This is a genomic window from Pseudomonas purpurea (assembly GCF_039908635.1).
Taxonomy (GTDB): Bacteria; Pseudomonadota; Gammaproteobacteria; order Pseudomonadales; family Pseudomonadaceae; genus Aquipseudomonas; species Aquipseudomonas purpurea.
Map to the genome: position 1 here is coordinate 845469 of NZ_CP150918.1, position 22631 is coordinate 868099.

The 22631-nt window shown below is 56.2% G+C and carries 16 protein-coding genes and 1 pseudogene; 11 read left to right on the forward strand and 6 right to left on the reverse strand.

Annotation, left to right across the window (positions count from 1 at the left end; all coding sequences use genetic code 11):
- Positions 1–116: 116 nt before the first annotated feature.
- From recC to AABM54_RS03790, 6 genes are all read left to right on the forward strand, one after another.
- A complete protein-coding gene (gene recC / locus AABM54_RS03765; RefSeq protein ID WP_347906129.1) occupies positions 117–3569 on the forward strand; it encodes an exodeoxyribonuclease V subunit gamma in 3453 nt (1150 codons plus the stop codon).
- Positions 3566–7255: an exodeoxyribonuclease V subunit beta gene (gene recB, locus AABM54_RS03770; protein WP_347903872.1), complete on the forward strand. Its 3690-nt coding sequence runs from the start codon at positions 3566–3568 to the stop codon at positions 7253–7255. The genes recC and recB overlap by 4 nt, the downstream gene beginning before the upstream one ends.
- Positions 7252–9339, forward strand: coding sequence for an exodeoxyribonuclease V subunit alpha (recD, locus tag AABM54_RS03775; protein WP_347903874.1), 2088 nt, complete (start codon positions 7252–7254; stop codon positions 9337–9339). Before recB ends, recD begins: the two co-directional genes overlap by 4 nt.
- A gap of 174 nt (positions 9340–9513) precedes the next feature.
- Positions 9514–10089, forward strand: coding sequence for a YfiR family protein (locus tag AABM54_RS03780; RefSeq protein WP_347903876.1), 576 nt, complete (start codon positions 9514–9516; stop codon positions 10087–10089).
- Positions 10086–11354: a diguanylate cyclase gene (locus AABM54_RS03785; protein ID WP_347903878.1), complete on the forward strand. Its 1269-nt coding sequence runs from the start codon at positions 10086–10088 to the stop codon at positions 11352–11354. The genes AABM54_RS03780 and AABM54_RS03785 overlap by 4 nt, the downstream gene beginning before the upstream one ends.
- 5 nt (positions 11355–11359) lie before the next feature.
- Positions 11360–11863 carry an OmpA family protein gene (locus AABM54_RS03790; RefSeq protein WP_347903880.1) on the forward strand — a complete coding sequence of 168 codons (504 nt, stop codon included), beginning with the start codon at positions 11360–11362 and terminating at the stop codon, positions 11861–11863.
- Between the two features lie 17 nt (positions 11864–11880).
- Here AABM54_RS03790 and AABM54_RS03795 read toward each other — a convergent pair whose 3' ends face one another.
- Positions 11881–12306: a hypothetical protein gene (locus tag AABM54_RS03795; protein WP_347903882.1), complete on the reverse strand. Its 426-nt coding sequence runs from the start codon at positions 12304–12306 to the stop codon at positions 11881–11883.
- Between the two features lie 103 nt (positions 12307–12409).
- A pseudogene (locus AABM54_RS03800) lies at positions 12410–12550 on the reverse strand (LysR family transcriptional regulator); the annotation flags it as partial.
- 43 nt (positions 12551–12593) lie between these two features.
- Here AABM54_RS03800 and AABM54_RS03805 point away from each other — a divergent pair.
- The 4 genes from AABM54_RS03805 to AABM54_RS03820 all read left to right on the forward strand — a co-directional run bounded on the left by AABM54_RS03805 (position 12594) and on the right by AABM54_RS03820 (position 16595).
- A complete protein-coding gene (locus AABM54_RS03805; RefSeq protein ID WP_347903883.1) occupies positions 12594–13961 on the forward strand; it encodes a tyrosine-type recombinase/integrase in 1368 nt (455 codons plus the stop codon).
- Complete coding sequence (locus AABM54_RS03810) at positions 13954–14910, forward strand: hypothetical protein (protein WP_347903885.1); 957 nt, start codon at positions 13954–13956, stop codon at positions 14908–14910. The genes AABM54_RS03805 and AABM54_RS03810 overlap by 8 nt, the downstream gene beginning before the upstream one ends.
- Positions 14911–15107: 197 nt before the next feature.
- On the forward strand, positions 15108–15692 hold the full coding sequence (locus AABM54_RS03815) for a hypothetical protein (RefSeq protein WP_347903886.1): 585 nt from the start codon (positions 15108–15110) through the stop codon (positions 15690–15692).
- A 357-nt stretch (positions 15693–16049) separates the two neighbouring features.
- Complete coding sequence (locus AABM54_RS03820) at positions 16050–16595, forward strand: KilA-N domain-containing protein (RefSeq protein WP_347903888.1); 546 nt, start codon at positions 16050–16052, stop codon at positions 16593–16595.
- A 299-nt stretch (positions 16596–16894) separates the two neighbouring features.
- Here AABM54_RS03820 and AABM54_RS03825 read toward each other — a convergent pair whose 3' ends face one another.
- From AABM54_RS03825 to AABM54_RS03840, 4 genes are all read right to left on the reverse strand, one after another.
- Positions 16895–17488, reverse strand: a complete 594-nt coding sequence (locus tag AABM54_RS03825) for a Swt1 family HEPN domain-containing protein (protein ID WP_347903890.1) — start codon at positions 17486–17488, stop codon at positions 16895–16897.
- A gap of 1 nt (position 17489) precedes the next feature.
- Positions 17490–18146 carry a DUF5343 domain-containing protein gene (locus AABM54_RS03830; RefSeq protein ID WP_347903891.1) on the reverse strand — a complete coding sequence of 219 codons (657 nt, stop codon included), beginning with the start codon at positions 18144–18146 and terminating at the stop codon, positions 17490–17492.
- 73 nt (positions 18147–18219) lie between these two features.
- Positions 18220–19545: a hypothetical protein gene (locus AABM54_RS03835; RefSeq protein WP_347903892.1), complete on the reverse strand. Its 1326-nt coding sequence runs from the start codon at positions 19543–19545 to the stop codon at positions 18220–18222.
- 434 nt (positions 19546–19979) lie between these two features.
- Entirely contained in the window at positions 19980–20930 is a 951-nt protein-coding gene (locus tag AABM54_RS03840; protein WP_347903893.1) for a LysR family transcriptional regulator, read from the reverse strand.
- 164 nt (positions 20931–21094) lie between these two features.
- On the opposite strand from AABM54_RS03840, the gene AABM54_RS03845 reads away from it, so the two are divergent.
- Positions 21095–22621, forward strand: coding sequence for a CoA-acylating methylmalonate-semialdehyde dehydrogenase (locus AABM54_RS03845; RefSeq protein ID WP_347903894.1), 1527 nt, complete (start codon positions 21095–21097; stop codon positions 22619–22621).
- The last annotated feature ends 10 nt before the right edge of the window (positions 22622–22631 follow it).

Below are 22631 nucleotides of genomic sequence, written 5' to 3' on the forward strand. Positions count from 1 at the left end.
GCTTGCTAGAAAAGTCAGTTCTTTCGTACGACGGCTTCGGACCTCTCGTAGCATTCAGGGGCGGCTGACGGTGCTAAGGTTCGTTCCTGGCTTTGAATTTTTCCAAGGAAGCTTTTATGTCGGACGCCACGTCCCCCAGCGCTGGTTTCATGGTGGTTCACGGGAATCGCTTGGATGAATTGCGCAGTCTTGTGGTCAGTTGGATGCGACGCTATCCACTGGCCCCCTTGGAAAATGAAATCGTCCTGGTGCAAAGCAACGGCATTGCCCAATGGCTAAAGCTCGCTTTGGCTGAAGATTCTGAAGACCATGACATGGGCGGTTGCGGCATAGCAGCGGCCATTGATGTGCAGCTCCCCGGCAGCTTCATGTGGCAGTTGTATCGCCAGGTACTGGGTCGCAGTGAGATTCCAGCCAAGTCCCTGTTGGATAAGGCTCCGCTGACTTGGCGCTTGATGCGCCTGCTACCAGAGCTGATTGATCAGTCGCACTTTGAGCCCCTTAAGCGTTTCCTTTCCCATGACACGGATTTACGTAAGCGCTATCAGTTGGCTGAACGCCTTGCGGATCTGTTCGACCAATATCAGGTGTACCGTGCCGATTGGCTGGAGGACTGGGCGGCAGGTCGCCATCAGTTGCGTAATGGCAGAGGTGAAGCCAAGCCGCTGACCCCGGCCAACTGCTGGCAGGCCGAGTTGTGGAGGGCCTTGTTGCTGGATGTTGGTGAGCAAGGCATGGCGCAAAGCCGTGCAGGAGTCCATCAACGTTTCATAGAACGAATTAACAGTCTGGGGATTGCACCGCAAGGGCTACCTTCGCGGGTGATCGTTTTTGGTATTTCCTCGCTTCCTGCCCAAATCCTCGAGGCGCTGGCGGGTTTGGCTCGTTTCAGTCAGGTCATGCTTTGCGTACACAATCCATGTCGGCACCATTGGGCAGACATCGTCGCCGATAAAGATCTGTTGCGGCATCAATACAAACGTCAGGCGCGTAAGTCAGGCATGCCGGTCGCACTTGATTCAGAGACCCTGCACCAGCATGCGCATCCGCTATTGGCTGCGTGGGGCAAACAAGGGCGCGATTACATCAATCTGCTTGATAGCTATGATGACCCCGGCAGTTACCGCTCGGCGTTTCGTGATGGGCGGATTGATCTGTTCAGTGAGCATCAGCCACAAAACATACTCAATCAATTACAGGACGACATTCTGGAGTTGCGCCCACTGAATGAGACTCGGGAGTTGTGGCCAGCAGTTAATCTTGCGTGCGACGAATCGATCCGTTTTCACATTGCCCACAGTTCGCAGCGTGAAGTTGAAGTCCTCCATGACCAATTGCTCGCACGTTTCAGTGCCGACCCTCAGTTACGGCCGCGGGACGTGATTGTGATGGTCCCGGATATTGACAGTTATGCACCGCATATTCGTGCCGTGTTTGGTCAGCTTGAGCGTACCGATCAGCGTTTTATTCCCTTTACCTTGGCCGACCAGGGTCAACGTGGTCGTGATCCGCTGCTGATCGCCGTGGAACATCTGCTCAAACTGCCAGATAGCCGCTTCCCGGTCAGCGAAATTCTTGACCTGTTGGACGTGCCGGCATTGCGTGCGCGATTTGGAGTCGAAGAGCGTGATCTGGCGACCCTTCATCGCTGGATCGAGGGGGCTGGTATCCGATGGGGGATGGATGCCGAGCAGCGTGCCGGCCTTGGGTTACCTGATGAACTGGAACAAAACAGTTGGCGATTTGGCCTGCGGCGGATGCTGCTTGGTTATGCAGTTGGCAAATCCAGTGCTTGTGATGGAATTGAGCCTTACGATGAAATTGGGGGGCTGGATGCGGCATTGATCGGCCCGTTGGTAGCACTGTTGGATGCATTGCAGATCGCTCATCAGGAGCTGATGCAACCCGCACCACCCAAGACATGGGGAGCGCGCCTGCAAGCACTGATGCAGTTGTTCTTCCTGGCGAGCAATGAACATGACGATTACCTGCTGACGCAGCTTGAAGGGCTGCGCGAAACCTGGCTGGAGACCTGCGAGTCAGTTGGATTGCAGGATGAGTTACCGCTGACGGTAGTCCGTGAAGCGTGGTTGGCAGGGCTCGATCAAGGACGACTGTCTCAGCGTTTCCTGGCAGGTGCAGTCAATTTCTGCACACTGATGCCGATGCGCGCAATTCCCTTCAGGCTTGTTTGTTTGTTGGGCATGAACGATGGCGATTATCCTCGGGCTCAACCGCCACTGGACTTTGACCTGATGGGCAGTGACTACCGTCCAGGGGACCGTTCTCGGCGTGAAGATGACCGTTACTTACTGCTTGAAGCTCTGCTTTCGGCGCGGGATCAGCTTTATATCAGTTGGGTGGGACGCAGCATTCGTGATAACAGCGAGCGTCCTGCCTCGGTTCTCATCGGTCAGTTGCGAGATCATCTGGAAGCAGGCTGGCGATTGGCAGCTAAAAACGAAGGGCTGCTTGAGGCGCTGACTCAGGAGCACCCGTTGCAACCCTTCAGCGCTCGTTATTTCCATGAAGGTGATCCGCTGTTCAGTTATGCCCGAGAATGGCAACTGCTTCATGAGTCGCGTGATGAGGAACTGAGGTCACGACCTCTTGATGCCTACATTCAGGATGAACCGCTCAGCCTGGGTCAGTTGCAGGACTTTCTACGCAACCCCGTCAGGCATTTCTTCAGCCAGCGACTCAAGGTGTTCTTTGAGGCTGCCGAGGCTCCGTTGGCAGATGAGGAGCCGTTCGTGCTGGATGCCTTGCAACGTTACAACCTCAGTGACAGTTTGCTGGAGGCGGCGCTGATTGATCTGGAGCATCCCGATCAGGCATTGCAAGCACAGGCGGAACGGCTGCAAGGCGCAGGGCTTTTGCCAATGGCGGGTTTTGGAGAGTGCCTGCAACGTGAGTTGATTGAGCCACTGCCCGACCTGGTGCAGCGTTATCAACAGCTGTTGGTGCTTTGGCCGATACCGGTTACCAGTGCTTCGCCGATAACTCTTGAATTGCATGGTGTAAAACTTGAAGGCTGGCTCAGTGGCCTGTATCAGCGTAGCGAGGGTGGTTTGCTGTCGGTCACGACTATTCCCAATAGCATCGGCTCGATAAGAAGCCGCAAGTGGCATCGACTGACACGACCTTGGGTCAATCATCTGGTGGCGTGTGCCAGTGGCCTGCCGATGACAACGGCGCTGGTTGCCAGTGACGACACGTTGATGTTGTCACCCTTGGACGAGAATTTCTCGCTGCGAGTCCTCGGCAATCTGTTGCAGGCCTGGCAAGCGGGTATGCGTCAGCCATTGCCCGTTGCAGTGAAAACCGCTTTTGCATGGTTGGGGCAAAGTGATCCGGGCAAAGCCGAGGCTGCTGCCCGCAAGGCTTATGAAGGTGATGGGCAGACCACTGAGGGGGAGCGTCGCGAGAGCCCGGCGCTGACTCGACAATTCACTGATTACAATGCCCTGATTGCCGATGAAACCTTTACCGATTGGTGTAATGAACTCTATCGCCCACTAATTGAGGCTGAATGGCGTTCGTTGACTGGCGAGGAGGCGCGCTCATGACCACCCAACCTCCTCTGGCGCTGGCGTTTCCGCTATACGGAAGCCAACTGATTGAGGCGAGTGCCGGCACTGGCAAGACCTTCACTATCTCTGCACTCTATCTGCGTCTGGTGCTGGGGCATGGGGGGGAGTTTGCCGGTTTTGGCCGGGAACTGCTGCCGCCACAAATTCTGGTCGTGACCTTTACCGACGCCGCGACCAAAGAATTGCGTGAGCGTATTCGTACCCGTCTGGCCGAGGCCGCCCGATTCTTCCGTGATGAAGTTTCGGCATCGGACAGCCTGATCACCGAGTTGCGTGCGCAATACAGCCCTGAGCAGTGGCCGGGTTGTGCCAATCGGCTGGACATAGCCGCGCAGTGGATGGACGAGGCCGCGGTTTCGACCATCCACAGTTGGTGCCAGCGGATGTTGCGTGAGCACGCATTCGACAGTGGCAGCCTGTTCACCCAAACCCTGGAAACCGACCACAGTGATCTGCTCGGTGAAGTGCTGCGCGACTACTGGCGATTGTTTTGTTACCCGATGCAGGGCGATGCATTGAACTGGGTGCGGGCCAACTGGGGCGGGCCGGCGGCGCTTTTGCCGCGTCTGCGCGGGTTGTTCGCCAGTGAGCGTGACAGCCTTGAAGGGCAGCATCCGGCCGAGTTAATTACGGCTTGCTTGCAGGAGCGGCGTGCCGCGTTGATTGAACTCAAGGTGTCCTGGCGACAATGGGCTCCCGAGTTGCTCGCCATCTGTCAGCAAGGCGTGGCCAGTAAAACCGTTGACGGGCGCAAGATGCAGGCTCGGTATTTCGAACCCTGGTTCGAGAAAATCAGTGCTTGGGCTGAAGATGAAACACTCGAACAACTGGATATCGGCACCGGCTTCAGCCGCCTGACACCGGATGGCATGGCAGAGGCCTGGAAGGGTCAGGCACCGAGTCATCCGGGCCTGGACGCTATGCCCGGGCTCAAAGCCAGTCTTGATAGCTTGCCAACCCCTGATGCTGCGGTGCTGCAACATGCCGCGCAGTGGGTCGGCGCGCGTTTCGAAGAGGAAAAACGGCGTCGTGCCGAGATGGGCTTCGACGACATGCTGCTGCGCCTCGACGTAGCGTTGCAGGGTGACGGCGGTGAACGTCTGGCAACCTTGATCCGGGAGCAGTTTCCGGTTGCGCTGATTGATGAGTTTCAGGACACCGACCCGGTGCAGTATCGGATTTTCGAAACGATTTACCGTATCGAAGACAACAATCCCGAGTCTGGCCTGTTCCTGATCGGTGACCCGAAGCAGGCGATCTATGCGTTCCGTGGTGCCGACATTTACACCTACCTGCGTGCGCGTCAGGCGACCGTTGGCCGACTGCATACTTTGGACACCAACTTCCGCTCCAGCCACGGGATGGTCGAGGCGGTGAACCATGTGTTCGAGCGCGCCGAGTCTCGAGAACTCGGGCGCGGGGCGTTTCTGTTCCGTGAAAAGAACGGTGAAAACCCGGTGCCGTTCCAGCCTGTTGGGTCTCAGGGGCGCAAAGAGCGGTTGCAGATCGACAGCGAACCCGTGGCGGCACTCAACATCTGGCATCTGTCTGCAGAACAACCGCTTTCCGGCGTTGTATACCGCCAGCAACTAGCAAGTGCCTGTGCCAGTGAGATCACTGCGTTGCTCAATGCCGGGCAACAAGGTCGGGCGGGGTTTTATCGTGAGGGTGAAGCGTTCAGAGGTTTGCTTCCGGCAGATATCGCCATTCTCGTGCGCGACGGTAAAGAAGCCCTGGCTGTACGGACCGAGTTGTCTGCACGAGGCGTACGCAGTGTTTACCTGTCGGACAAGGACTCGGTGTTTGCGGCCCAGGAAGCTCATGATCTGCTGAGCTGGCTCAAGGCCTGTGCCGAGCCGGATGTCGAGCGTCCACTGCGGGCGGCACTGGCCAGTATTACGCTGAACCTGTCGTTGGCAGACCTTGAGCGTTTGAACCAGGATGAGCTGGCGTGGGAACAACGGGTGATGCAGTTTCGTGGCTACAGGGTGATCTGGCGCAGCCAAGGCATCCTGCCGATGCTGCGGCGCCTTCTGCATGATTTCCAGTTACCTCAGGCCTTGATTGCTCGTAGCGATGGCGAACGGGTGCTGACCAACCTGCTGCATTTGTCAGAGTTGTTGCAACAGGCTGCCGCCGAGCTCGATGGCGAGCAGGCCTTGATCCGTCATTTGTCCGAACACCTGGCGCTGTCCGGCCAGACCGGTGAAGAACAGATTCTGCGCCTGGAAAGCGATGAGCAACTGGTCAAAGTGGTCACTGTTCACAAGTCCAAAGGGCTTGAGTATCCGTTGGTGTTCCTGCCTTTCATCTGTTCGGCGAAACCGGTAGACGGCAGTCGTTTGCCGCTGCATTACCACGATGCCTCTGGCAAGGCTCAAGTGACCTTGAAGCCCACCGCCGAGTTGATTACCCTCGCGGATAACGAGCGGCTCGCCGAGGATTTGCGGTTGCTCTACGTGGCACTGACACGCGCACAACATGCGTGCTGGTTGGGTGTCACCGATCTTAAGCGCGGCAGCAACAACAGCTCGGTCTTGCACCGCTCGGCGTTGGGTTACCTCTTGGGCGCTGGTGTGCAACTGAGCGAGCCCGCAGATCTGAAGCGCTGGCTGGAGGACATGCAACAAGCGTGTTCCGCGATCAGTTGTAGTGAAATGCCGCAGGTCACCAATGAACGCTTCCATCCTCCTCGTAACGAAGCCAGGTTGCTCGCACCGCTTGTTCCCAAGCGCAGGGCGGCCGAGAACTGGTGGATTGCCTCTTACAGCGCGTTGCGCATTGGCGATAGCCTGAGCGCCGGGAGCGATGCTGCGCCGGAGAGCCCGCAAGCGCAGAAACTGTTCGATGACGAGCGTCTGGATCCCGATGCGCCACGAGAGATCGTCGCCAGCGGGGGGGATATCCATCGTTTCCCACGCGGGCCGAACCCGGGGACCTTTCTTCATGGACTGCTGGAGTGGTCGGGCGCTGAAGGCTTCAGCGCAGATCCGGGGCCCGTGGCGGATGCGATTGGCCGTCGCTGTAACCTGCGAGGCTGGGAAGGCTGGATCACGACCCTGAATGACTGGCTGCTGCATTTGCTGCAAACGCCATTGCACATCGGTCATGGGCAACCCCCGGTGGTGTTTGAGCATTTGACTGAGTACCGGGTCGAGATGGAGTTCTGGTTTGCCAGCCATAAAGTCGATGTGTTGAAACTCGATGAAGTGGTGCGCCAACACACCCATAACGGCGTCGCACGGGTGGCGGCCGAGCCGGTCCTGCTCAACGGTATGTTCAAGGGCTTCATCGACCTGACGTTTGAGCACAAAGGGCGCTATTACGTTGCCGACTACAAATCCAACTGGTTGGGGGGCGATGATGCCGCCTACACCGAGCAGGCGATGGAGCAGTCGATTCTCGACAATCGTTACGACTTGCAATACGTGCTGTACTTGCTGGCCCTGCATCGGCAGCTCAAGGCCCGTCTTGCCGACTACGATTACGAACGACACATGGGAGGGGCGCTGTATCTTTTCCTGCGCGGAACCCGTGCGCCGAGTCAGGGGGTGTACTTCGTTCGTCCACCGCGTGAGTTGATCGAACGCCTGGACCGGATGTTTCAGGGCAAGCCTGAACCCCGAACCGAACCCGCATGGGAACAGGGAGTCTTGTTATGAGCCGTTCTTTCGCGGATGTGCTGCCAACACCGTTGGCCGCCGACAGCCTTGCGCAACTGACGCCCCTTACCCGAGCCACGGATTTGTTGCTGTTGCTGGACCGTTGGGTCGAGCGCGGTTGGCTGCGAGCACTGGACAAGGCCTTTGTGGCTTTTCTTCATGAGCTCGCGCCCGATGGAGACCCTCTGGTGCTGCTGGCCGCTGCGCTGACCAGCCATCAACTGGGGCATGGGCATGTTTGCCTGGATCTGTTCGAAACCCTCAAGGAGCCGGATTTTGCGTTGTCGCTCCCTCCCGAGGGGGATGTGCAAACCGGAGCCATGGTGTTGCCATCCCAGTTGCTTGAAGCGCTGGACGGTGTGCATTGGTGCAAGATCCTGGCGGCAAGCGGGCTGGTGGCGCTAGCCGCCGATAGTCGCGACGAAATCCTTCAGCGCCCGCTGGTGTTGTCTGGCAAACGGTTGTATTTGCGCCGCTACTGGACTTACGAACGACGCATCGACAGCGCTTTGCGCCAGCGGCTGGCAACTCGGGAAGCGACTCCTGACGATTTGCGTGAGCGCTTGACAGGGTTGTTCGGTGCGGCCAGGGCGAGCGGGTTGATCGACTGGCAGAAGCTCGCGTGTGCGCTGGCCACTCGGGGCGCATTCAGCATCGTGACCGGTGGCCCGGGGACTGGTAAAACCACGACGGTGGTGCGTTTGCTGGCACTACTCCAGGCTCCGGCAGTGGAGAGCGGCAAGCCACTGCGTATCCGCCTCGCAGCGCCTACCGGCAAGGCCGCAGCGCGATTGACCGAGTCCATCAGCCAGCAGGTGCGTACGCTCGAGGTCGCCGACTCGGTGCGTGACAAGATCCCCTCGGATGTCACCACGGTCCACCGCCTGCTGGGCGGCCGTCCGGGCACGCGGCATTTCCGCCATCACGCGGGTAACCGTTTGCCTCTGGATGTGCTGGTGGTCGACGAAGCGTCGATGATTGACCTTGAAATGATGGCAAACCTGCTGGACGCCTTGCCCGATCATGCCCGACTGGTTTTGCTTGGCGATAAGGATCAGTTGGCATCGGTGGAGGCCGGAGCGGTGCTGGGTGATTTGTGCCGTGACGCCGAGGGCGGATGGTACAGCCCCCAGACTCGTCAGTGGCTGCAAACGGTCAGTGGCGAAGACCTCGGCGTCAGCGGTTTGCAAGAGGACGTCGATGGCACCCATCCCTTGGCCCAGCAAGTGGTCATGCTGCGTCATTCACGGCGGTTCGGCGAGGGCAGTGGAATCGGCCAACTGGCCCGTTGGGTCAACCAACAGCAGGCCGATGAGGCACGCAAGCTATTGGCGGCTCGCAGTCATGCCGATCTGTTTTCGCTGGCGCTCAAAAACGAGCAAGACCACGCGCTTGAACGGCTACTGCTGGAAGGTCACGGTGATGGGCCGTTGGGGTATCGGTATTACCTGAATGTGTTGCGCAAACAGCGACCGCCCGTCGATGCGGCGCTGGACGATCCATGCTGGACCGACTGGGCGCGCGAGGTGCTGCGTGCCTTTGATACGTTTCAGTTGCTCTGCGCCGTTCGCAAGGGGCCATGGGGTGTCGAAGGCTTGAATGTGCGGATCACCCAGGCGCTGCTCAAGGCGAGGCTGATCGACAGCGATCAGCAGTGGTATGAGGGGCGCCCGGTGCTGATGACCCGTAACGATTACGGCCTGGGGCTGATGAATGGTGACATCGGGATTGCGCTGAAACTGCCTGAGCGAGAAGGCCCCGATGCCGGGCGTCAGGTGCTGCGGGTCGCCTTTGCGCGCAACGATGGCCAGGGTGGCGTGCGGTTTGTCTTGCCGAGCCGGCTCAATGATGTTGAAACCGTCTATGCCATGACCGTACATAAATCCCAAGGGTCCGAATTTGCTCACACGGCACTGATTCTCCCGGACGCATTGAACCCGGTACTGACCAAAGAGTTGATCTACACCGGCATAACCCGGGCCAAGGACTGGTTCAGTTTGATTGAGCCCCGGTCCGGGGTATTTGAAGAGGCAGTGAGACGCAAGGTCAAGCGCCTGAGTGGGCTGATGCTGGAACTTGGGTAAGCCCCATCGGCGATATGACTGACTGGTCAGTTTTTTTGCTGAACCATAGGGCCATGCCAGCAGCCTGAGTTCTCCTGATAATTGGCCGAGGTGCCGTGGCGCGTGGCCTCGCTGGTGTTTCAGTGCTGTGCTATCGTTGCGGCATCATCCCGTCACGATCAAGAGAATTCCTGCATGAAGGTGGCTGTCTTGAAGACAGAGCGCTCGGTCAGCTGGAGGCAGTTACTGCTGTCTGGCGTTCTCTGTCTGCTGCCCACCGGTATCATGGCCCAGACAGAGGCTTCGGTGGGCATGGCCGAGCAGCGTGCCAAAGCGGTCACGCAAGTGGTATTGGGGATTCTCAGTTATGCGCGCTGGCCTGTAGAGCCCTCACAGCTGCGCTTGTGCGTCGTAGGCCCCACGGAATATACCGACGATCTGGTCAAGGGCACCACGCAGGCGACTGGTCGACCTGTTTCGGTACGTCGTCTGCTGGCCGACAACCCGTCGATTGCCAGTGAGTGTGACGCGGTATACATCGGGAAGCTGACCAGCGAAGAGCGCAACCGGTTGTTCACTTCACTGGTAGGGCACGCGGTGTTGAGCATCAGCGAAGGCGGCGATCAATGCACGGTGGGCAGCCTGTTTTGCTTGCGGGTGAGTGATGACCAGGTGTCATTCGAGGTCAATCTCGACTCGGTCGCTCGCAGTGGCGTTCGTATTCACCCCAGCGTTTTACAACTTTCGCGCCGTCGGACGACGACCCCATGAGGTTGTTCAAGTCTCGTGGTCGGCCAACCTTGCGCTCAGTCATTGGCCGCGGGCATCTTATCGTCGCGTTGATCGCGGTGAGCATGGCCAGTGTCTCGCTGACGTTGCTTGGGGTGCTCGCCTTGCGGGTGTACGCCGATCACAACTTGCACCTGATCGCCCGTTCGATCAGTTACACGGTCGAGGCTGCCGTGGTGTTCAACGACAAGGTCGCGGCCACCGAAGCGCTGGCACTGATCGCTTCCACCGAAGAAGTAGCGGACGCGTTGGTGCTGGATGCTCAAGGGCAAGTGTTGGCGAGTTGGCAGCGCCCGGAAACCGGCCTGCTGTCAGAGCTGGAAGTGCACTTGGCCCGAACCTTTCTGGAAAAACCCATCGACATGCCGATCCTGCATCAGGGCCGGGGAATCGGCAGCATTCAGCTGACCGGGCATGGTGGCAGTCTCATGCGGTTCCTGCTCAGCGGTCTGGCCGGCATCATTCTGTGTACCGCGCTGAGCGCCCTGGCCGCGTTGTACCTGGCGCTACGTCAGTTGCGGGCGATCACGGCTCCACTGCGCAGCCTGGCCGACGTCGCCCACGCGGCCCGCAGCGAGCGGGCCTTCGATCGGCGTGTGCCGCCGGCGAAAATTGCCGAACTCGACAGCCTGGGTAACGACTTCAATGCCCTGCTCGATGAACTCGAGTCCTGGCAGACGCACCTGCAAAGCGAAAACGAAACCCTGGCGCATCAGGCCAGCCACGACAGCCTCACGGGGCTGCCAAACCGGGCGTTTTTCGAAGGCCGGCTGATTCGTGCCTTGCGCAGTGCTCATAAGCTCAATGAGCGGGTGGCCGTGCTGTTTCTCGACAGTGACCAGTTCAAGGGCATCAACGACAACTTTGGTCACGCCGCTGGCGATGCGGTACTGGTTGCGGTGGCCACACGGGTTCGGGCGCAGTTGCGTGAGGATGACCTCGTGGCACGCCTGGGGGGTGACGAGTTTGCGGTTCTGCTGTCGCCGCTGCACAAGACCGAAGATGCCGAACGGATTGCCGACAAAATCATTGCGAGCATGGAAGTGCCGGTCCAGTTGCCGGGCAATGCGAGCGTCTTGACCTCACTCAGTATCGGGATCGCCGTCTACCCTGATCATGGCGTCACACCCGGTGCTCTGCTCAATGCTGCCGACGCAGCGATGTATCAAGCCAAACGCCTTTCCCGAGGCGGGCAGCACACCGCAGGGGCGGAGCACCCTGCGATCCACGTTCAAACCAGGAGCTAGCATTCATGTACGCACTTACCCAACGGTCCTTGCGGCTGTTCACCTTCACCTTGTTCATGGCCTTTCTGGCATTGGCCGGTTGCCAAACCGCGCCTCACAAAGGGCTGACCCCGGCGCAGATTGCTGTGCTCAAGCAACAGGGGTTCGAGTTGACGGATGAAGGCTGGGCGTTTGGCCTGTCCGGTAAAGTGCTGTTTGGCAGCGATGTTGAAAGCCTGAACCAACCCAGCACCGAGATCGTGGAGCGAATCGGCAAGGCCTTGCTGGGAGCAGGAATCGAACGGGTGCGGGTCGATGGACATACCGACGCGTCCGGTAAAGAATCCTACAACGAGCAATTGTCGCTGCGTCGTGCAAAAAGCGTCAGCAAGGTTCTGACCGCCGCGGGGATGCGTGAAGAAAATATCCAGCTACGCGGCCTCGGCAGCCGCGAACCGGTCGCGTCGAACACCACGGTAGCCGGACGTACCGAAAACCGCCGAGTGTCGATCGTGGTGATCGCGGACTGACAAGCGCCTCGCCCGGCTTATTGACCTTGGGCGGGACTGGCTTGCGGCGCCACGCGGTCATTGGGAGCAAGGTTGAGCAGCAAGTGCTTGGTCTTGCTCTTGAAGGCGCCGCTCAGCAGCAGGTTGGTGCATACCACCCCCACCACTGTGATCAGTACGACACCGTCGGATTTGAGCAAGCCCATCGCGGCCGACCCGAACACCAGCAACCCCACGAGCCCGCAGAGCATCATGCCGTACATGAGCGGTTTGGCAGGATTGTCGAAACCCAAAAGGCGTTGCTTTTCTTCGGCGCTCAGTAGCAGGTCAGCCTTGCAACCCTTGCACTGAATAGGCTTGTCATCGCGCATCAGCACTTGATGCTTTTTGTCTGTAGGGAATTCTTTTTCGCACGCCGTGCAATGAACTTTCAGGCCGATGATGTAGGCAGGGGAGTGTTGCATCTTGATCCTTAAGATTGGAGTGCCGTGCTCGAGTCACGGCTTTTGCGGAGCGGTCAGGGACCGATTGTTACACTTTTGCGCGGTTCAGGCATCTCGACAGTCGTCACTGCGGCGCAAACACCATCGTGCGGGTTTCCCCCATCAACAGCGCCTGATTCTGCTCGGTCACGCTGCGAATGTAGTCCCACAGCAAGGTGATGCGCTTGAGCTTGCGCAAGTCTTCGCGACAGTACATCCAGAACTTCAAGGAATTCAGGTTAACCCAATGATTACAGGGGCTAACCGCTATGAGTACCTTTGCCGTTCAACCTGCTGTTACAAGCACCGTTACAAACCTCGTTGTTCCCGTAAGGCCGACCACGAGGCTCGCCAAGCCATACCACTACAGACGCAACGGTATTTACTATGTGCGTCTCAGGGCGACAGGTAGCACCACTGAGGCTGCTGCGGTTTCTCTCAAGACCTGCAACAGGCGGGACGCACTGGACGCCTCAGAACAGCTCACGGGATTCGTCAGGGCCTTCCACTTGGAGAACCCAGAGGCCCCATGGAGCAAACTGAAGGAACATTTCCGTGTGGTCTCAGTGGAGCTGTTCGAGATTGAACGTGATGGCGACGTGACGCGGGTGTGGGGAGGCTTGCACGATAGCAACTCTGGTCCTGCGGATGGCTCGACCAGACCCCTGAAGTCCGTAGAGCGCGCTCCTGTGTCCTTATCTGTATTAGCGCCAGCGATGACCTTCGAGGCCCTTTCAGCTCTCTACTTGGCTGACCGTGGGCAAGACCAGAAGGCTTCTACCCTGAAAGAAACCCAGATTTGCCACAGAGTAATCTCCACGGCTCTCGGTGAGCTGGACATGCGGACTCACTCGCGGGCTGACCTCGTGGCTCTGCGTGATCGCCTTTCAGGTGGCCGCATGCCCTCAACGGTCAATAAGCTCATCGTAAAGCTATCGGCTGTGCTTGCATGGTCAGTTGAAAATGGTCACATACCCAAGTCATACGACAAGAAGCTGAAGCTCACAAAGGGCCTTGAGTCGAGCCGTAAGGCGTTCACACAGGATCAGGTAGGCAAGCTGGTTGCTTACTCCAACACGCTGCCTGAGACCTCTTGGAAGCGCTGGTTGTTGAGCCTCGGAGCCATCACGGGAGGTCGTCTCAATGAAATCTCACAGTTGACGGTAAGCGACGTGCAGATCCTCGGAGAGTCTGGCATCACAGTTATCCACATCAACGAGGATGGCGAAGGGAAGTCAATCAAGAACAAGCGTAGTGAGCGCCGAGTGCCACTGACTGACGGTGCCTACGGGTTCGACCTTGCAGCGTTCTCGCGGTACGTCGAGGCGTGCAAACTCAGCGGGTCGGAGTCATTGGCTCAGATTGGCTACAGACCCGGTGGTGAGTGGGCAAATCAGCAGGCAATTCCAGCGGCTCTGGGGGAGTCCTTTGGCCCAGGCTTAACGTTCCATTCCATGCGGCACTCGCTGGCGTCCTTGATGCAAGCCCGAGGAGTTCCTACGGCTTACGCGCAGGCTGTGATGGGGCATGCATCGGGTACGATTACTTTTGATGTCTACGGCTCAGGGGTTCCTGTTGAGACCCTTGCAAATGTTCTGAAAGAGCTTTTTGTTGAAGGCTCGGAAACTGGTGACTGAATTGTTAGAGACCGTGTTGGCTAATCCATATCACTTCAGACGCAATGGTGTTTATTACCTACGCTTGCGAACTCGGGGGGCTACGTCCGACACCGTTAATATTTCTCTGCGCACCTCTGATAAAACGGTGGCTATGGAAATCACCAACGACATCTTGAAACGTCTTGCCAAGTTCCATCTTGGAGCGCCCTCAGCGACATGGAAGCAACTTAAAGCCCATATTGATGACATCACGCCAGCGTGTTTGGCTAAGGCTCATGGAGATGCCTCAATGGCCGCTTACGGTAGTGGTCACGGAAGGTCAATTGCATCAAAAGGCTTTGACAATCCCGGTGGTGAATACAAAGACCGGAATGGTACGTCAGTCTATGGGAATCTCCCTGATGGTAAGACTTTTGAGAAGGTGCCAAGTTTTCAAGCGCCTATTTCTGGCATTCCAGTGAGCAGGCTTCGTTTCTCTATCACAATGGCAAGTGGCACGAATAAGTCAGGCATCACGATGTTTCGTCCACAGGGCTTTGAGTTTACGGTGGGGCGCGATTCAAGTGGTACGGAGGTGATTGCACTTTGGTACTCGATAGACGGTGATTTACTTACCGTCACGCAAGATAGTTATCCCAAAGATGCCCCCGAAGAACAATGGGACGAAATGTTGACGAACATACTTGAGGTGCAGGGCTGTACCAAATTTCAGGACAGGATATCCCAGGCACCTCCACTCGGTAAGCAGCGGGACAAATGGAACGCCACTCGTATGGCACGCATTGACGATCTCCTTACCTCATATGTCGAGCGACTCAAGCTCAGAGAACGCACAAAATTCATTTTCAAACTTGCTGAAATCACGGGACCGATTGAGTCCACGTTGATGAAGGCGGGAGACAAAGCATGGAGCCAAATCACACAGAGCGGCGCAGGTGATCCGAAGACCCAACGCGAAAAGCCGTGAGTTGTCGATAGGAAACTGACCAAACAGCCATGGTCGCGCTGAGACGCCTACGAGCAATGACACCAGCTTAGCCTTGGCTTCTGTGTACTGCTGTTCATTTTTCGATCCTCACAGGTCTCCCACAGGCGATCTCCAAAAACCCTCACTACAACCGGAACGACATCTCGTCCGACCGATTGCTGATGAGGAGCCACACCATGCTGACACCTGCCGAACTGTTCGAGTTGGACAAACGTATAGGCGCGCGAACAGACCGCTGGATAGCTGACCACATGAAGGGGAGACGGCGAGCCACCCCAAGGACTGTTCCGAAGGATTCTCCCACGGTCAGCAACCGAGGGCGTAAACCCAAAACAATCAAGAATCCGTTCTTCACCTTCATTGGCCCGACTGCTTATGGTCGATACCCAGGCTTCGCACAGGACATAGTAGAGGGAATCGCACGGCTGGACTGGCACGCTCGCCCCATCGACACTGGCGGAAAATCCATGCCGCTGTCGGTTAGGAAATGTTTTGTGATCCTTGAGGCGCTTGATGAGGTGACCACCGCAGGCGTGCAGGAACTCTTCAGCTACAGCCAGTCACAGGCTCAGCGCTACATGAAGGCCATCGAGTTGGCAATCCCATTCATGATGCAGGCCAGACCGCCAAGTTTGATCGCCGATATAAACGGTGACTACCTGCCCGGCGCGAATCCGTGGGCTGACGAACTGGTGATCCCGACTCCAGATGTGTTGGTCAAACTGCACTACGACCTTCGTACTCTTGGGCAATCGAATTAAACCCGCATTTATAAGAAGACCTCGAAGACCCTTGGTGGGCTTGAATTGCTTACAGGGCCACTTACAGGGCCATCTGTGAGGGGGGGTGGTAGTTGTGATAACAACATCCCTCCTGAGAGGAGAACTTAAAGATTCCTCTCTGTGCTGCCCATCGAGTTTGGGAACGGTCTTGCGACCACGATTCCCTTCATCACAAAGGACACTTACAGGCCCGACCGCCTGCTCTGGGTCCCACGCACAACAACCTACTCGCCCTATTGGCTTGCTTTCTGGAACCACGCTCAGACCTTTCATGGGTCGAGTAGCTGGGTCGTGGAGGTCGGCCAGAAGGCAAACCAATATGGAGAACATGAAAATATGAACATCATCGACATCAAACACAAACACGCGGACCACCTAATCATCATCGCGGGCCAATCGTTTAAGGCAAGCGACGCCGGTATGTGGAACTTGACCGACATTTGGCAGACCCTGAAGTTACCTAAGACGAAACGACCAAGCCGGTGGCGTGACAGGGATGCTAAGGCTATGGAGCGTATCCACAACTTGGACACGGTAGGCGAGGGAGCTACTCCGGTTACCAAGGCAACGAAGAGGGCTGCGTTGAAATACGCCGCATGGGTCTCCCCCGAATTCGAGACGATGGTCTATGACGCCTTCGAGGCAATCCTTGAGATGCCTGAGGTCGCCTTGTTGGTCACCGAGAAGATGCGCGGCCTTGGTAATGACCACAGTGCGTCATTAGTTGAGCGACATGTCTTCAATGATCGCTGTGACTGGAGGGCATCCGGCCGAAGGGCACCCAAGATGCTCACTACTCAGCAGAAAGAGATTCAAAAATATCAACGTCACGCCACCTACGTTACCAATAATGCCCGTAAAAATGGTGATTACGTGTTCTGAGACGATTTTGCTTTGTTTATCAATAAAGCTTATGGCGATTGAATTGGCGTCTTAATGAAAGTCCGAATAAATTTGGGTTGGATCACCTTAGTAGAATTGGCAGATCGATTGTCGCTGTTACCCTCGGGCAGGTGTTCGATCAGATTTCTCATGGGGCTTTATAGTGCGTCAGAGGGAAAGAGTTAGAAGTGCAATTAACTCAGGATTGATATCGTACATCAAGTGTTGTTCGTGAGAGTAAACGGTCGGCCACGTGCCTAATAGCTTGCTCTCACGAGTTTTAAAGTAAAGGTTGTGGTTCATTCCGCCAGTCGGAACCAATCACGAAGGCTGAGGTCGAGTCTGAGCTTTTCATCTTCTGCAAGCATGCTGCAGTGTGCGATTGGATTCCTGAGTGAATTGAGATTGGACATGATTTTCTCAACTGCTTTTATGTTGTTAAAGACACTTGCGAATATTTGCCAGTTTGACTTTATTATCTCTCCGAGTTCTCCGAAGTTTGTGTAGTCGAGTTGGTCTGAGGAGCGCGGAGTGATACCTGAGTCTCGCTCTCGTTGTACTCGTTTTTTTACGTCAGTAAAAATTTGTTGAGGGATAGTCTTGTCGTTCCACCAATTAGTACCTTGGTTAAGTTCTAAGATCTCCGTTATTTGCCGTCGGATAGTCTTTTCGAGGCAATAAAATAGTTCGTAGCTTCGGGCCATTTCCGCAGCCTCTATTCGCAAGGTTTCTGCGAACTGGGGGAAGTAGGCTTTCTCGATTTCGTTCTGTCCTTCTTCTTTGCTAATTTCGTTACGAAGTTTTATTGAGAGGCTTTTTTCCAGTTGATCTATTTCTGACTCGATCAGCATATTGGTCATGCCAAATGCTTTTACTGTTTCTTCGAAGGCCATGTTAGTTTCCGAGGATATGTTCTTTTAGACTTTTAAATATGGCATTGAATACTTCTATATCTTTAGTTGCTGGCAGGTTTAGATTAATTGTATAGGCGAGGTTGATTCCCTTGCTGCCAGAGCTGTGTTGTGGCGGTATCTGGAACTGAGAAGGTGTTGATTGAGTTGGTTCAATTGGTATTGCTCTGCCGTTGGTTGGCTCTACCGCTTCGGTTGCGTCGTTGTTTTCAATGTCGAAATCCGAAATTTTTCTAAGTGCGTTAAGAGTCGTTAGCGTTGCCTTTGTTACTGATGAGTCTTTTTCGCCGCCTGTACATTCCACAATTAATCCAAGTATCTCTTGGTCAGTAGCGTCGTGGACGTATTCATTCATCTCATAAAGTTTTTGATAAAGCTTTTTGAAGGCTTTACCGACTGCGATTCTTGATTTTTTCGGATTTCTGAACTCTTTGTACGAGTCAGTCGGAGTTCCGTTGCTTGCTACAAACCCCATCTTTTTTAGGAATGGAATGCAAGCGGCGGCGGAGCCACCTTTCATGGCTAACTTTGTCGAAACGAAGTCTTGGGTGACTCTCTCGGGAACGGATGCTGACTTTATCTTTTCCAGCATGTTAATAAGTGTTCCGATGGAAGTGCTGTAAGGTAGGTTTTCCGCCACGGTTCAGTTCTCCTTTAAGTTGCAGCTTGGACTCGTAAGCTGGCGTGTTAGTCTTTGAGTAAGTTTAGGTCATTTACTTCATATAAAAATCATATGCCGCTTTTACGCTGCTTGGGACACTTGCAGGGTCTATGAGTGTTAGTGTTTGCTTAAATCTTTGGCGGCAAGAAGCATGGCTCGATACTCTGCGAGCGAGTGTGGTCGCTGGCGTGGCTGCTAACCCAATCATCATAGCAACTTCCCGAGGTGAAAAAGAGCGAATGAGTTGCTCGTAACTTGACACCGCTGCCCAGCATACGCCGTACCCATTTCCGATAACGCAGCAGACAACTACTTGTACAAATTGCTCTTGGATAGTCTCAGGGATGGCACTTTGCTTTGAAAGCTCTAAAAGGCGTTCTGCAAAAGGAGGCTCGTTATAGAAATTGTTCGTGCCGTTGTGGACGTTCCATAGTCGATCAATTGCTCGGTAAAAAACCGCGTGCTGTTCCGATTCGTTCAGAAGAGTTAGAAGCCCAAGCTTCTCGAAGAACTGGAGCGAAGCTGTATGGCGCGGTTCATCTCCTTTGGCTGCATACTCACTGTGCTTGTTCACGAGATCTGATCGAAGGTCAGCAGTGAATCCATTGTTGAGAGCGCTGCAAACGTCTAATGCGTTGAGTCGAGATGGCTCGGACGTGTTGGGATCACAATAAATTCCATGCACCATAACGACCAGCATTTGTCGCTGAGCATCGTGAGTTTCGGAAAGACGTTGCACCCAAACGCCATTTTGATTCGCGTTGAACCGTGCACCTTTGATTGCAGTGATGAAAGCGCCAATGTCGACTCCTCGTGGTGAGGAGGCGTCTGCAAGCGCGTAGCGGACACATCGATTGAGGAATGTAGTGAATTCACGATCATTTACTGTCCCAATAGTGGGGTGTGCAGCAGAAAAATTGTTCCGGACATCACGGCACTGGTCGAGGAAGAAAAAACCGTCCTCGTTGACCAGATTTAGCTTCAGTGAAAGTTCAAGGAGTCGGCTATCTTGCAGTTCTAATAGATGCTTTTCCTCAAAATCTGACTGAAGAATTTGAGCAACTATAGGCAGGCCAAAGTTTCGTACTTTTGTACGTAGCTGCAAAATGGCAGCGTTCCAGATGTAATTCATAGCACTGTCAAAAAGGCCAGTGCTTACCGCAACACACATTCTTGCAACCAACTCTCCACGCAATGGTGCCGGTATATCTCTAAGCTCACGTGGCAAGTCTCGCCATGCGTACTCTATTTCCTCATCGCTTGCCAGAACGGTTCTTGGGATGCCAAGTGCTGTCGTCAGTGAGGTTAATGCGGGAAGCACCGTTGAGAGTAGTGCTGGAAGTGCTGGCTCAGGGGGCTTCGGTACGATTGAGGACATGTGGTTCTTCCTTGATTCGATGGGGCGTAACCCGACTGGCCGACTACCCATGGATAGATGGGGATGGCATCTCGCCATGCCTAAGATCTGAAGCTATAGGGTGGTAGGACTTTCGGCAACCCCTCGCGGATATTCCGTCATGTGATGTTTCTGAACTGGTTCTTTGAGCTCTTCAATGGAATCTGATAGAAAAATCTGAGTGACCACCTCAATACGCATACGTGCGCAGACTCCCCCGTAGGCCCTCGCCCCTGAGCCTTATCGTGCGCCTGTATGGGGGGGCCTTAGCGCGCTCGTGCGGGCCTCTGGAAGTCAGGCCGTTGAGGTGATTGGAGATGCTCTCCGATGTTACAAGTTGCGTATCAACCACTGGCACAAACCGTTGGCAAAGGCCTGCTGACCTCGTTACGATGCCGCTACCTGATTCCTTGAAATCACTGCGGCGCAAACACCATCGTGCGGGTTTCCCCCATCAACAGCGCCTGATTCTGCTCGGTCACGCTGCGAATGTAGTCCCACAGCAAGGTGATGCGCTTGAGCTTGCGCAAGTCTTCGCGACAGTACATCCAGAATTGACGAGTAATGTTGATATCTTCCGGCAACACCGGCAGCAGGCGTGGGTCCTGGGCTGCGAGGAAACACGGCAGGATCGCCAATGACCGTCCTTGCTGCGCCGCGACAAACTGTGCGATGACGCTGGTGCTGCGCAGGTTGGCGCTGGCGCCGGGCAGCACGTTTGCCAGGTACAACAGCTCCGAGCTGAACGCCAGGTCGTCGACGTAGCTGATGAACTGATGCTTGGCCAGATCGCCTGGGCGACGGATGACCGGGTGATGATCGAGGTAGTCCTGGGTTGCGTAGAGCTGCAGGCGATAGTCGCAGAGTTTGCAGCAGACATAAGGCCCGTGCTCCGGCCGTTCCAGGGCGATGACGATGTCCGCTTCGCGCTTGGACAGGCTGATGAAGTGCGGCAGCGGCAGGATGTCCACCGAGATTGCCGGGTAGGCGTCGACGAAGTGGCTCAGTTGCGGGGTGATAAAAAAACTGCCGAAGCCTTCGGTGCAGCCCATGCGCACATGCCCGGACAGCGCCACGCCCGAGCCGGACACTTGCTCGCAGGCCATGTGCAACGTGCTTTCGATGGACTCCGCATAACCCAGCAGGCGCTGGCCCTCGGCGGTCAGCACGAAGCCGTTGGTCCGGGATTTTTCGAACAGCAAGGTGCCCAGCGCACCTTCCAGCGAACTGATGCGCCGCGACACCGTGGTGTAATCGACGGCCAAGCGTTTGGCCGCGCTGCTGGCTTTGCGGGTGCGCGCGACTTCAAGAAAAAACTTCAGGTCGTCCCAGTTCAGGGCGCCCAGTGATGTGATGTTTTTTTGCATGATGGACCGGCTTTTATGTGCGTTCTTATTAGAAGTTTGCACATCTATACTCCAAAAACAGTCCGACAACCAATTCGCGGCACCCGCCTGGACATCAGGCGACTTCCGGCCTTGGCTCCCTCGATAACAAGCTCTCTCTATAAAAAAGCATCCAGGAGACCGTCATGAACGCATCGCTCACGCCTAACGAAACCACGCTGCACAAGGTCAAGTTGTTGATCGACGGCGAATGGGTCGAGTCCCAGACCACCGAGTGGCACGACATCGTCAACCCGGCGACCCAGCAAGTGCTGGCCAAGGTTCCGTTTGCGACGCCAGCGGAAGTCGACGCCGCGATCAGCGCCGCTCATCGCGCCTTCCAGACCTGGAAGCTGACGCCGATTGGCGCGCGGATGCGCATCATGCTCAAGCTTCAGGCACTGATTCGCGAGCACTCCAAACGTATTGCCGTGGTCCTCAGCGCCGAGCAGGGCAAGACCATCGCCGACGCTGAAGGCGACATTTTCCGTGGCCTGGAAGTGGTCGAACACGCGTGCTCCATTGGCAGCCTGCAAATGGGCGAGTTCGCCGAAAACGTCGCCGGTGGCGTCGATACCTACACCCTGCGCCAACCCATCGGCGTCTGCGCCGGCATCACCCCGTTCAACTTCCCGGCGATGATTCCGCTGTGGATGTTCCCGATGGCGATCGCCTGCGGCAACACCTTCGTACTTAAACCGTCCGAGCAGGACCCGCTGTCGACCCTGTTGCTGGTGGAACTGGCCATCGAGGCGGGCGTTCCAGCAGGTGTGCTCAACGTGGTGCACGGCGGCAAGGATGTGGTGGATGCGCTCTGCACCCATAAAGACATCAAGGCTGTTTCGTTCGTGGGTTCGACGGCCGTCGGCACTCACGTCTACGACCTGGCCGGTAAACACGGCAAGCGCGTGCAATCGATGATGGGCGCCAAGAACCACGCGGTGGTGCTGCCCGATGCCAATCGTGAGCAAGCCCTCAATGCCTTGGTCGGCGCCGGTTTCGGTGCGGCGGGTCAACGCTGCATGGCCACCTCGGTAGTGGTGCTGGTGGGCGCGGCCAAGCAATGGCTGCCGGACCTCAAGGCACTGGCACAAAAACTCAAAGTGAACGCTGGCAGCGAGCCCGGTACGGATGTCGGCCCGGTGATCTCCAAGCGCGCCAAGGCGCGGATTCTTGACCTGATCGAAAGCGGCATCAAGGAAGGCGCGAAACTGGAACTCGATGGTCGTGACGTCAAGGTGGCGGGGTTCGAGCAGGGCAACTTCATCGGCCCGACCCTGTTCTCCGGCGTAACTCCCGAGATGCAGATCTACACCCAGGAAATCTTCGGCCCGGTGCTGGTGGTGCTGGATGTCGATACCCTCGATCAGGCGATTGCGCTGGTCAACGCCAACCCGTTCGGCAACGGCACCGGCCTGTTCACCCAAAGCGGTGCGGCAGCGCGCAAGTTCCAGAACGAAATCGACGTCGGTCAGGTCGGGATCAACATTCCGATTCCGGTGCCTGTCCCGTTCTTCAGTTTCACCGGTTCACGCGGTTCCAAACTCGGCGACCTTGGCCCGTATGGCAAGCAGGTGGTGCAGTTCTACACTCAGACCAAGACCGTCACCAGCCGCTGGTTCGACGATGACAGCGTCAATGACGGTGTGAACACCACCATCAATTTGCGTTAAGGAGCCGACC